Below are 11,555 nucleotides of genomic sequence, written 5' to 3'. Positions count from 1 at the left end.
AGGAGTGCGTCGAGAATGGTGTCGCTGATCTGGTCAGCGATCTTGTCGGGGTGACCCTCGGTCACGGACTCCGAGGTGAACAGGCGACGGGACACGGTTTCTCCTTCTCCTTACTGCGGTGGGTTCCCGTGCTTGCGCAGGGGCAGGTCGGCGTGTTTGGTGCGGAGCATGGTCAGCGACTGGATCAGGACCTCGCGGGTCTCCGCCGGGTCGATCACGTCGTCCACCAGGCCGCGTTCGGCGGCGAAGTACGGGTGCATCAACTCGGACCGGTACTCCTTGACCATCCGTGCCCGCATGGTGTCCGGGTCGTGCGCGGCCGCGATCTGGCGACGGAAGACGACGTTCGCCGCGCCTTCCGCGCCCATGACGGCGATCTCGTTCGTGGGCCAGGCATAGGTCAGGTCGGCGCCGATGGACTGTGAGTCCATCACTATGTACGCGCCGCCGTACGCCTTGCGGAGGACGACCGACACTCGCGGCACGGTGGCGTTGCAGTACGCGTACAGCAGCTTGGCGCCGTGCCGGATGATGCCGCCGTGTTCCTGGTTCACCCCAGGCATGAAGCCGGGCACGTCCAGCAGGGTGACCAGGGGGATGTTGAAGGCGTCGCAAGTCTGGACGAACCGGGCTGCCTTCTCGGCCGCTTGGATGTCCAGGGCTCCGGCCAGGGCCGCCGGCTGGTTGGCGACGATGCCCGTCACCTGACCGCCCAGCCTGGTCAGCGCACAGACGACGTTGGGGGCCCAGCGCGCGTGAGCCTCCAGGTAGTCGCCGTCATTGACAAGTTGCGCGAGGACGGCCCGCATGTCGTACGACCGGCTTCCGTCCGAGGGGACGAGGTCTATAAGACCGTCGCAGCGCCGGTAGACGGGGTCGGTGCAGTGCGCCTCCGGCGGGTGCTCCCGATTGTTCTGCGGCAGAAGCGACAGCAGGTAGCGCACCTCCTCCAGGCAGGTCTGCTCGTCGTCGTACGCAAAGTGGCACACGCCCGAGGTCTCCGCGTGCACGTCCGCGCCGCCAAGTGCCTCGTGCGTGACCTTCTCACCGGTCACCGTCTGGACGACGTCGGGACCGGTGACGAACATCTGGGACACGCCGCGGGTCATGAACACGAAGTCGGTCAGCGCGGGGCTGTAGGCCGCGCCGCCCGCGCAGGGGCCGAGTACAACGCTGATCTGCGGGATCACGCCGGACGCGCTGGTGTTACGGCGGAAGATGCCGCCGTATCCGGCCAGTGCGGCGACACCTTCCTGAATGCGGGCGCCCGCCCCGTCGTTCAGTGACACCAGCGGCGCCCCGGCCGCGACCGCCTTGTCCATGATTTTGTGGATCTTCGCCGCGTGTGCTTCGCCCAGCGCACCGCCGAAGATCCGGAAGTCGTGTGCGTAGACGAAAATGGTACGTCCGTGCACGGTGCCCCAGCCGGTGATCACTCCATCGGTGTGGGGACGCTTGGCCTCCAGGCCGAATCCGGAGGCGCGATGTCTGCGCAGCGGCTCCACCTCGGTGAAAGATCCCTCGTCCAGCAGAAGGTCGACGCGTTCGCGGGCGGTCAGCTTGCCCTTGGTGTGCTGGGTTTCGGTCGCCTTCCGGCAGGGCCCCTGCCGTACCTCCTCCCGAAGTGCGTGAAGTTCGGCGGTCCGGTCCCGCAGGGTGGCTTCGGGGACGTGCTGGGGCACCGGGGCTGTCATGGGTGGGCTCCTCGTCGGGCTCTTCGTCGGGTCAGCGGGTCCAGCCCAGCTCGCGCGACAGGATCAGCTCCTGAGGGGTGAGCGCCGTGGGGACGAGCCGTTCCGGATGTCCGGTCGGCGGGACGGGCACGGCCCGCTCTTGCCCGTGAGGGTCGGCGGGCAGGTGCCCGGTCCAGAACGCGCCGAGGCTGAGCAGACCCAGCCAGACGGTCCTGCCGAACCACCTCACCGGGGTTTGCTGCCGATGGCGAGGGTGTCGGGTCCGCTCACCGCCGTGGTGCGGATGTCGGTGAATCCGGCGTCGGAGAGCCACTGGACGCACTCGCTGGGGGTGTACTCGCGTCCTTCGTCGGAGGTCAGCAGCATGTTGAGGCTGCCGAGGAGGCTCAGTGCGGCACTGCGCCGGTCGTCGTCGATCATCCGGTCGTAGACGAGGACGACACCGCCCGGGGTGAGCGCCTGGTGGATGCGGGCGATCAGTGCCTCGCGCTGCCGGAGACCGAAGTAGTGGAGGATGTGCCCGACGATGTACACATCCGCTCGCGGCAGGGCGTCGGTGAAGAAGTCGCCCCCGGCGAAGCGCACGTGGTCCGTCATCTCCAGGGACTTCATGTGCTCCTGGAAGAAGGGTTCCATCTCGGGCAGGTCGAAACAGGTGGCCTGGATGTGCGGGTGTGCTCGGTGCAGGTGAGCGGCGAGGTTGCCGCGCGCGCCACCGAGGTCGACGAATGAGGAGTACTCCGTCCAGTCAAGCGCGCTAGCCAGGCTGTGCCCGACGCCGCCGTTGACGGCGTCCATGGCGCCGAGGAAGCCGCGGGCCGCCTCGGGGTCCGCGTAGCCGCCGAAGAAGCCGCCCTGGCTCGGAACCTGCTTCTCACCCGTGCGCAGGGCGTCGGTCAGCTGTGCCCAGACGGGGAACAGCTTGGTGTCCGCGAGCCGGGTGTAGCCGCCGACGTATCCGGGCTTGCGCCGGTCCAGGTATCGGTCGGCGGCCGGGCTGTTGCGATACATCTCCTCGCCCTCCCGCTCCAGGAGTCCAAGCGCCACCAGGGCGTCAAGGAAGTCTCGCGAGCCTCGGGGATGGATGCCCGCCTGGTCGCACAGCTCTACGAGGGGCAGCGGTTTCCCGGCGAGCAGGGTGAACAGGTCCAGTTCGACCGCGCTGATGAGGGCACGCGATCCGTAGAAGGCCATGGTCAGCTTGAGGATGTCGCCCGGTCCGCGGATTTCCGTGTGCGGCGTCATGGTGTGCTTGCTCTCCTTGAACGTGGGGCTGGCGGTTCAGGCGGGCGGGGTCTGGTGCGTGCCAGACCCCGCGGTTCTCGAATGTCCGGGAGGGGGCCCTAGACGGGGCGGCACTCCAGCGTCGTCCAGGTGTGGGAGGGCGTGTTGACGATGTCGAAGTTCGCCTCGAGCAGCAGCTGTCGCCACTCGGCCAGCACCCGTTCGCGGCCTCCGAAGAGCACCAGCATGTCGATGTCCAGCATCTTGGCGTGGTCCCACTCGTTCTCGGGGGCCATGACCTGGTCGAAGATCAGCAGGCGTGCGTCGTCATCGCCGATGGCTTGCCGGATCCGGTGCAGGACGGTCAAGACTCGCTCGTCGGACCAGTTGTGCAGCACGCCCTTGAAGAGGTAGGCGTCGTAGCCGGTGGGTACGGGGTCCGTGAAGAAGTCGCCGGGCAGTACGGTGACGCGGTCGGTGACTCCTGCCTCCTCCAGGACGGGCCCGGCCGACGCGGCCACCCGTGGCAGGTCCATGAGGAGGCCGGTGGCGTGCGGGTGGCGCCTGAGGATCTGGGCGAGGAACCAGCCGTCGCCGCCGCCGAGGTCGGCGATGCGCGAGAAGCGCTCCATGCCCTGGTCGGCGAGTCCGTCGAGGACGAGCCGGCGGCTCCAGTGGGCCATGAACCGCTCGAAGAATTCGCCGGCTTCCGGATTCGCTTCCAGGTGCTCGAAGAACGAGCTTCCGAACACGCGCTGGAAGGCCGGTTCGCCGGTGCGCACACTGTGCATGATCTCGTCGTACGGCCGCCTGGTCAGCTCCATGTTGTTGTACTTCACCAGGGGCAGCACCCCGTCCGGGTTGCCGGTGCGCAGTCCGTCCGACAGGGGCGTCGGGGAGAAGGTCTTGACGGGCCCCTCGGCGAAGACGCCGACGGAGGCGGCGCTGCGCAGGATGCGGTAGAGGGAGAGTTCGTGGGTGTCCGTCTCCTTGGCCAGGTCCGCGACATGGCGGGGGCCGTCGGCGAGGAGATCGGCGATCTTCAGCTCGGTCAGCACGTGGACGATCCGGGCCAGGCGTCCGGAGGCGGCCAGCAGGAGCAGCTGCTGGGCGTGGAGCTCGGTGGGGATGACAGGCGCCGCGGTCTCCTGTCCCGCGCGGTGCCTGTCTTCGATGATCTTTTTGATGCGCTCCATGTTCGCCCGGGTCGTCGTGTTGAGGTGAGCGGTCATGTGTGCGTTGCCGAACGGGGCCTCGGGCTTCATGTCGAACTCCTGCACCCACCGCATCTCGGTGCCTCCGGCGACGGCCCGGTAGGTCCAGTGCAGGTTCATGTAGGCGAAGGGCCCGGTCTCGACGCGGTGCGCTCGGACCGTGCGGGATTCCTTGTCGGGCGCACGGTGGGAGACCCACTCCCAGACCTTTCCGCCCGCGTCGGGGCGGGTCTTGAGACGGAAGTCGAAGCCGTCGTCGTCCTGACGGAGGATCTCCGCCTCGGCGTACTCGGAGAACAGTTCCGGCCATGACTCGATGTCGTTGGTGATGTCCCAGACGAGCTCGAACGGCGCGTTGATGAGGATGGAGTTGTCCGTGCGCGCTGCCATGTCAGGCGACCTCCCCGGCCGTCTCGGTGTTGACCAGCTGCAGGGTGTGCCGGGGGGTCTTCAGCTCCTCCCCCGATATCGACACTCCGAGGTCCTGTTCCAGTTTCGCGGAGATCTCCAAAAGGGCGAGGGAGTCGTATCCGAGGTCCTGGTAGGTGATGTCGAGGATGTCGCCGTCCAGGTCCCGTTCGTCGGGGTCTCCTGCGCATTCCCTGATGATCTCGACGAGTCGGGGCAGGTCGATCTGGGGCACGATGAACCTCCGGATGAGTGGTGTGATGCGGTGGTGTGCGCTCAACGCGGGTGACATGGAGACAGCTTGGTCAGATGCGCCGCTGGACGACCATTGCGGAGTTGAACCCGCCCATACCTCGCGCGACGACCAGGGCGGTGCCCACTCGCAGCTCACGGGGCTGGTGGAGCACCAGGTCGATGTCGAGCCCGGGCGCGGGCACACTGGTGCCGATGGTCGGCGGGATGACGGAGTCCCTGATGGAGAGCAGCGCGGTCGCCACGTCCAGGGCCGCTCCTCCCGCGTAGAGTCGTCCGGTCATCGTCTTGGGTGCGGTGACCGGTACGGCGCCGGGCCCGAAGACGTTGGTGAGGGCTTCCGCCTCCGCCCGGTCGAGGGCCGGCACTCCTGCGGCGTCGGCGTAGACCACGTCGACGTCCTCCGGCGCGACCCGGGCCTCGTCGAGAGCCAGACGGATGGCCCGGGCCAGCCCGGTGGGCCTGCCTGTGCCGGGGCGGGAGTCGAAGGTGGAAGCGTGCCCGGCGATCGTCCCGTAGACCATGGCGGTGTCTCGCTCGTGTGCGGAGTCCGCCCGCTCGACGACCACCATGGCTCCGCCCTCGCCGGGCACGTATCCGGCGGCCCGCGCGTCGAATGGCAGATAGGCGTGGTGAGGATCGGTGGCCTCGCTCAGGAAGCCGCTCGGGATCTGGGCGACCAGGCCCCAGGGGCAGAGGGAGGCTTCGAATCCTCCGGTCAGGGCCGTGTTCAACGTTCCCTTGCGCAGCAGGCGCGCCGCGTGGGCGGCGGCGTCGAGGCCGCCGGCCTGCTCGGTGACGAACACGGAGCTGTGCCCGCGCATGCCGTGGCGGATGGAGATCTGACCGGTGTTCACCGCGTAGAACCAGGCGAACGACTGGTAGGCGCTGACGCGTTGTGGACCTGTTCCCCAGAGCTTCTGCATCTCGCGCTGGCCGAACTCGAACCCTCCCGCGCCGCTGGCCGTCAGGACGCCGAGGCCGTACTCGTCCTCCTTCTCCGGCTCCAGTCCGGCGTCCGCCAGTGCCCACTCGGCGGCCACCAGGGCGTGCTGCGTCATGCGGTCGGTCTGCGGCAGGAGACGCCCGGGGAGATGGGCGGTGGCGTCGAACGCCAGTACCTCGCCTCCCACTCGGACGGGGTAGCTGTGGGGATCGAATCGCTGGATGACATCGATGCCGCTCTTGCCGGCGAGTGTGGCCGCCCAGTACTCCTCGGTGCCGATGCCGTTGGGTGCCACGATGCCCATGCCGGTGACCACGACGGGGGTCGGCGCGCTCATGAGCTGGTCTCCTTCGGACGGGCGAGCACTGCGGCGCTCTGGAAGCCGCCGAATCCGCTGCCGACGCTGAGCACGGTGTCGACCCGCTGTTCCCTCGCGACGTTCGGCACATAGTCGAGGTCGCATTCGGGGTCGGGTTCCTCGTAGTTGGCGGTGGGCGGGACCACGCCGTGTTCGATCGCCAGCGCGGAGGCGGCCAGTTCGAGGGATCCGATGGCTCCGAGGGAGTGTCCGATCATGGACTTGATGGAGCTCACGGGCACGTCGTACGCCCGCCGGCCGATGCTGCGTTTGAAGGCGGCCGTCTCGTGCCGGTCGTTCTGCCGGGTGCCGGAGCCGTGCGCGTTGATGTAGTGCAGGTCCTCGCCGGTGCGGCGGGCCTGGTTCAGGGCCGCGGTGATGGCTTCCGCCATCTCCCGGCCGTCCGGCTTCAGGCCGGTCATGTGGAAGGCGTTCGACCGCGTGGCGAAGCCGCGGACCTCCGCGTAGGCGTGCGCTCCTCGCCGGCGGGCGGCGCCCAGTTCCTCCAGGACGAAGACCGCCGAGCCCTCCCCGAGCACGAATCCGTCGCGATTGCGGTCGAAGGGGCGGGAGGCGTGCGCAGGGTCGTCGTTGTTGGCCGATGTCGCCTTGATGGCGTCGAAGCAGGCGACGGTGATGGGCGAGATCGGTGCATCGGTGGCACCGCAGACGACCACGTCGGCGCGTCCGTCCCGGATGAGCTCCGTGCCGTATCCGACGGCGTCCAGGCCGGAGGTGCACCCGGTCGACACCACCGTCACCGGTCCCTCGGCTCCCACCTCCCAGGCGACCTCTCGGCAGATGGAGGTGGGTATGAAGTAGTCGAAGAGCTGCTCGACGGCGAGCGTGTGGTCGACCAGCCACTGCGAGCCGCCGTCGCTGACCCGCTCGTACTCGCGGTCGAGGCTGGTGGTGGAGCCGACAGCGGTGCCGATACTCACCCCGATCCGTTCCGGGTTCACCTCGGCCGGGTCCAGCCCGCTGTCCTTCAGTGCGTCACGAGCGCAGACGACGGCGAGCTGCGTGGCCCGGTCGTACGTCGACGCCTGCCGGGGCGACAGCCCCTCGCCGATAGGGTCGAAGTCGATCTCTCCGGCTATCCGGGACCGGAAGGGCGCGGCGTCGAACAGAGAGATGGCCCTGGTGGCGGTGCGTCCGGCGGTCAGCAGGTCCCAGAAGGCCGCGGTTCCGACGCCTCCTGGGGCTCGCACACCGATGCCGGTGATCACCACCCGCTTCTCCGCGTGCTGGGTCATGTCAGCCTCCCACCTTCGGCGGCGCGGAGGCCGGGTGCGGCACGGGCTCGGTGTCGACATGGCCGAGTTCGGGCCTCGGGGCGAGCGGTGAGATCTGGAAGACCACTCGCGCAGATACGTTTCCTCGGTTCTCGATGCGGTGTCGCTGGCCGCGAGTGACGAACAGGGCCTCGTCCTGCTCCAGGCGCACCTCCTCGCCGTTCACCTGGACGACGAGGTTCCCTTCAATCAGGTACAGGTACTTGTCCGAGAACGGGTGGTAGTGCTCGGTGATGGACTCCTGGGGTGCCAGCTCGATGTGGCCGAGGAATCCGGAGGTCGTACCCACCGACGACGGTGTCAGCAGGGCGCGGGTGCTTCCCCCCTGCCGGTGACTGGGCGCCACACTGGACATGGCGATCTTGGCGGCGGCTGCCACGGTGTGTTCTCCTTCGTGCTGAGCGATGGTCACGGATGGTCGGCGGTCAGGAGTCGGGGGCGGTCCAGCTGTAGAACACTTCCGCCTTGGAGTCCTTCAACTCCTTCCAGTCCTGCGCGTACGGGTGGAGGTACTGCCCTACGCGCTCGTTGACCTCCTGGAACAGCGGGTGGCTGCGCGCCTGGTAGAGCCGCTCCATGATGTTGTCGTCGGCTTCGACGAGGTGCATGTACAGATCGTGGAAGCGGAACAGGACCCGTCGCCTGACCCCGATCTCCACCGGCAGTTCCGTCTTGTCGTGCTCGGCAAACGCGGCTGCCACGTGCTCCGCGTCCGCCGGGTCCATACGCAGGACCATGAGTGCCCGGTAGGCCATGTTCACGCTCCGTCCGGTGACGCGGCGTCGAAGGAGTGGGTGAGCTCGCAGAAGATCGGCTTCGGCCGGGAGACGGACCGGCAGTAGTCGAAGTGGCTCTGCAGCCGCGGATCGGCGTGCATGGCGCGGAAGTCGGCCTCCGACCGCCACTGGGCGTAGTTGACGACCTGTTCGCCATCGCGGCTGAGGTGGAAGTTCGCGGAGACGAAACCCGGCATGTGCCGGATCAGGTCCTCGGTCACCTGGACCAAGTGGTCGCGCAGTTCCTGCTGCTTCTCAGGGGCGACGGTGAAGACGTTGACGAGGGTGAACAGGTCCGGCGAGAGGGAGATGGTCGCCATGCGGTCAGCCCTCCAGCGCCGTGACGCCGGACTTGTCGGGGGTTCGCGCCAGGATCCGCTCCAGTGCGGACCGCAGCTTCCCGGCGGCGTCCTCCGGCAGGTTTTCGGCCCGCCACGCCACGAAGCCGTCCGGCCGGATCAACAGCGCACCGTTCCGTGTGAGACTCGTGGTTTTGAGGAAGGCCCCATCGGGATCTGCCAGTTGCCCGTCGCTGCCTGCAGTGTGGCAGTGCACGGGCACGCCCAGGTCCTGCGTGACCTTGTCGGCCGCAGCTTGCCACTCGCCTCCGCCGGGTCCGGCGAGCAGGACGAACGCGTCCGTGCTGAGGTCAACTGTCGAGACGCGCTCCCCACCGCGGTTCAGCCAGAGATGGGGCACACGGTACCCCGGCCGGCCGGTGAGGTCGTGTTCGGCGGGGATGGGTTCCGGGTAGGCGGCACCGAGAATTGCGTCAGAGGTGTAGCGGTAGCCGGTGGCGACCAGCGTCGACTCGCGCAGCTCGCGGCGCAGTTCCTCGGAGTCGTTGAGCCTCCAGGTGTGGCGGATCCATGCCTGATCGGCGACGGCGGCACCGATCGGCAGGCGCTCCTGCTCATAGGTGTCGAGCAGGGCGTCGCTGGCCGTTCCCTTCAGGACGGCCGCCAGCTTCCATGCCAGGTTGTGGGCGTCCTGGATACCGCCGTTCGCTCCGAAGGCACCGGCAGGCGGGTGCACATGAGCGGCGTCCCCGGCCAGGAAGACCCGGCCGCTGCGGTAGGAGCGCGCGCTGTTGTGGGACATTTCCCAGGGCCTGGCCATCTGGACCTCGATCGGAAGGTCCGGGAGCCCGGTTGCGTTCCGGATGATCTGCGCGCAGCGCTCGTCGGTGAACTGCTCGGCCGAGGTCTCCCGCGGGTCGTAGAAGAAGCCGAAGATCCAGCGTTCCTCGTCGAACAGCTGGAGTACGGCCGGCACGTCCGGGAGCTGGAGGACTCCGGGTTCGTCGGGGTTCGGCAGGTAGCAGATGACGAAGCGCCGACCCTTGACCGTATCCTTCAGGTCTGCCTTGAACAGGACGCTCATGGCGTTGCCGATCGTGCCGTGTCCGGTGCGCGAGATCCCCAGCTTCTCCCGTACGGGGCTGCGCACCCCGTCCGCCGCGATGAGGTATCGGGCGCGGACCGTGCTCTCCTCGCCGGTGGCCTGGTCGACGATCGTGGCCGTGACTCCGCTCTCGTCCGCCGTGAACGCGTCCATACGCGTGTTGAAGTCGATACGGGCCCCACGGCGAACGGCCTCGTCGCGGAGGATCGGCTCCAGCCTGTCTTGCCCGCACCAGTAGGGACGGGTGGGGCTGAGGTGGCCGACGTCAAGCGAAGGCTCCTCGACGGTCACCGCGTTCTCCAGGTCGTGCAGGCCATTGGCCCGAATGACGACCCAGGGGATCTGGTTCGCCGGCTGACCGAGTTCGCGCCAGCGGGCTCCCTCGATGAGTTTCGGCCCGCGCTCGATCACGGTCTGTTCCAGGCCCACACCACGCAACAGCTCCATCGTGCGGGAGCTGATTCCCGACGCCCGGGTCAGAACCGTGGTTCCCCGGTGCTTCTCCACCAGGCGGCATGAGATCCCGTGCTGACTGAGAAAGAGGGCCGCGGATAGTCCGGTAAGACCTCCGCCGGCTATCAGTACCGGGATTTCTTCAGTGGACAAGGTGCAGCCTTTCAGTCGATCGGATACACGCACACGAGTCGCCCCTGCGCGGGAATCACTTCCCCCTCGGGCCGACCAGTGCAGCGCTGCTTGGCTCATACACATGAACATCTTCCGATCCGTCCAGTCAACATCGAACAATCACTCACGATGGGCCGGATAGCTGCGACTGACAACGAGTCAGGCGCCCTGGGAAAAATGAAACAACATTGATACCCATCAGATTTATCCGCCAAACGTCACCCTCTCCTCGACGGCTGATAAATTCGAACATGCAATGTGAAGCCTTCACTCCTTGGTCTCCCTTTTACCTTGTCAACAAAAGAGATCAAGCCATCCAAGGCATTGCACCCCGCAGGTGCATTGATCAGATCACGCCAAGCGCCTCGCCAATCACTGGTGCGTTTTGGCGACGAATACCTTGAAGTGTCCTGACTTCCCCCTCCGCAATGTGTCCAGAATCTGCTCCTGTCTGCGCACTTAGGGCTCTCTTGACGCCACGCTGTGTGCACTTGGAGGCTGCTGTTCCATGGGTGAAACGATCCGGCTGGCCGGCGTACACGAGACGCTCCTAGCCACACTTCAGGCCCGCGCTCTGGACAATCAACAACCGGATCCCGTACTGGGAGACGCCACGGCGGAGGAGCTGCTGCGCCGCATCGACTACGACTTCAGCCGCATCAGGACAGCCACCAAGGACGTGCGGATCGTGACGTTCCGTGCCAGCAAGCTCGATGAGTGGACCAGGGGGTTCCTGACGACCCATCCGAACGCTGTGGTGCTGCATCTCGCGTGCGGTCTGGACAGCCGGGCATTCCGGATGGACCTACCCAACGGTGTCGAGTGGATTGACGTTGATGTACCGGACGTCATCGAGTTGAGAAGCCGGCTCTATCCGAACCGCGACGGTTACCGGATGATCGGAGCATCGGTTACCACGGAGGAGTGGTTGAATTCTGTGCCTGGAGACCGGCCGACGCTTGTGGTCGCCGAAGGGCTGACGCCGTATCTCCAGGAAGCCGACGGGGAGGAAATGCTTCGACGGCTCACCCGGCATCTTCCACAGGGTGCGGTCATGTTTGATGCCGTACTCCCGTGGACTCTCCGATTCGCTAAGTACTCGCAACTCCTGCGGGCCACGGGCGCGACATTTGGCTGGGGTGTCGGAGATCCCCGGTCTCTGGAGAGCAGGATCCCGGGCTTGCGATTCCAGGAGCAGTGGTCGCTGCTCGATTCGCCGCATCTCGCCAGTGCCCGTCCCGTCGAAAGGTTGGTGAGCGCCAGCATGCGCAGCATTCCACAACTTCGCTACGCGCATCGGCTGCTGCGTTACGCCTTCTGATTCAGGGGCTGTTCACCGTTTGGACACCAATGAAAC

The 11,555-nt window shown here is 67.0% G+C and carries 13 protein-coding genes and 1 pseudogene; 1 reads left to right on the top strand and 13 read right to left on the bottom strand.

Translation table 11 applies throughout. From position 1 onward, the window contains the following. From ACH5AO_RS36305 to ACH5AO_RS36245, 13 genes and pseudogenes are all read right to left on the bottom strand, one after another. Positions 1-95: S-adenosylmethionine synthetase N-terminal domain-containing protein (locus ACH5AO_RS36305; RefSeq protein WP_352332740.1), on the bottom strand; the 95-nt coding region annotated here is incomplete at its 3' end. Positions 96-110: 15 nt separating this feature from the next. Then, on the bottom strand, positions 111-1,694 hold the full coding sequence (locus tag ACH5AO_RS36300) for an acyl-CoA carboxylase subunit beta (protein WP_398932302.1): 1,584 nt from the start codon (positions 1,692-1,694) through the stop codon (positions 111-113). A 31-nt stretch (positions 1,695-1,725) separates the two neighbouring features. After that, a complete protein-coding gene (locus tag ACH5AO_RS36295) occupies positions 1,726-1,923 on the bottom strand; it encodes a DUF6059 family protein (RefSeq protein ID WP_398932300.1) in 198 nt (65 codons plus the stop codon). Then, entirely contained in the window at positions 1,920-2,939 is a 1,020-nt protein-coding gene (locus ACH5AO_RS36290) for a methyltransferase (RefSeq protein ID WP_398932298.1), read from the bottom strand. Before ACH5AO_RS36290 ends, ACH5AO_RS36295 begins: the two co-directional genes overlap by 4 nt. Before the next feature lie 98 nt (positions 2,940-3,037). Further along, positions 3,038-4,048 carry a methyltransferase gene (locus tag ACH5AO_RS36285; RefSeq protein WP_398932305.1) on the bottom strand — a complete coding sequence of 337 codons (1,011 nt, stop codon included), beginning with the start codon at positions 4,046-4,048 and terminating at the stop codon, positions 3,038-3,040. Continuing rightward, positions 4,046-4,522: pseudogene (locus ACH5AO_RS36280) on the bottom strand (SRPBCC family protein); the annotation flags it as partial. The pseudogene ACH5AO_RS36280 and the gene ACH5AO_RS36285, both read right to left, overlap by 3 nt. A 1-nt stretch (position 4,523) precedes the next feature. Next, entirely contained in the window at positions 4,524-4,775 is a 252-nt protein-coding gene (locus ACH5AO_RS36275; protein ID WP_398932296.1) for an acyl carrier protein, read from the bottom strand. Between the two features lie 70 nt (positions 4,776-4,845). Beyond that, positions 4,846-6,075 carry a ketosynthase chain-length factor gene (locus tag ACH5AO_RS36270; protein ID WP_398932294.1) on the bottom strand — a complete coding sequence of 410 codons (1,230 nt, stop codon included), beginning with the start codon at positions 6,073-6,075 and terminating at the stop codon, positions 4,846-4,848. Then, positions 6,072-7,352 (bottom strand): tetracenomycin C polyketide synthase ketoacyl synthase alpha subunit TcmK, encoded by a 1,281-nt coding sequence (tcmK, locus tag ACH5AO_RS36265; protein WP_398932292.1) that lies wholly within the window; start codon positions 7,350-7,352, stop codon positions 6,072-6,074. The genes ACH5AO_RS36270 and tcmK overlap by 4 nt, the downstream gene beginning before the upstream one ends. A gap of 1 nt (position 7,353) precedes the next feature. Continuing rightward, positions 7,354-7,770, bottom strand: a complete 417-nt coding sequence (locus tag ACH5AO_RS36260; RefSeq protein ID WP_386741953.1) for a cupin domain-containing protein — start codon at positions 7,768-7,770, stop codon at positions 7,354-7,356. A 46-nt stretch (positions 7,771-7,816) separates the two neighbouring features. Continuing rightward, entirely contained in the window at positions 7,817-8,146 is a 330-nt protein-coding gene (locus ACH5AO_RS36255; RefSeq protein ID WP_398932289.1) for a TcmI family type II polyketide cyclase, read from the bottom strand. 2 nt (positions 8,147-8,148) lie between these two features. Beyond that, a complete protein-coding gene (locus ACH5AO_RS36250) occupies positions 8,149-8,487 on the bottom strand; it encodes an antibiotic biosynthesis monooxygenase family protein (RefSeq protein WP_386741950.1) in 339 nt (112 codons plus the stop codon). A 4-nt stretch (positions 8,488-8,491) separates the two neighbouring features. Next, positions 8,492-10,210 carry an FAD-dependent oxidoreductase gene (locus tag ACH5AO_RS36245; RefSeq protein ID WP_398932286.1) on the bottom strand — a complete coding sequence of 573 codons (1,719 nt, stop codon included), beginning with the start codon at positions 10,208-10,210 and terminating at the stop codon, positions 8,492-8,494. Between the two features lie 496 nt (positions 10,211-10,706). Between ACH5AO_RS36245 and ACH5AO_RS36240 the strand changes: the two genes are divergently transcribed. Continuing rightward, complete coding sequence (locus ACH5AO_RS36240; protein WP_398932283.1) at positions 10,707-11,519, top strand: class I SAM-dependent methyltransferase; 813 nt, start codon at positions 10,707-10,709, stop codon at positions 11,517-11,519. Positions 11,520-11,555: the final 36 nt, after the last annotated feature.

The organism is Streptomyces sp. NPDC018964, assembly GCF_044390325.1.
GTDB lineage: Bacteria > Actinomycetota > Actinomycetes > Streptomycetales > Streptomycetaceae > Streptomyces.
The sequence above is the reverse complement of the archived record's forward strand: the minus strand, read 5'-3'. Positions and strand labels throughout refer to the sequence as shown.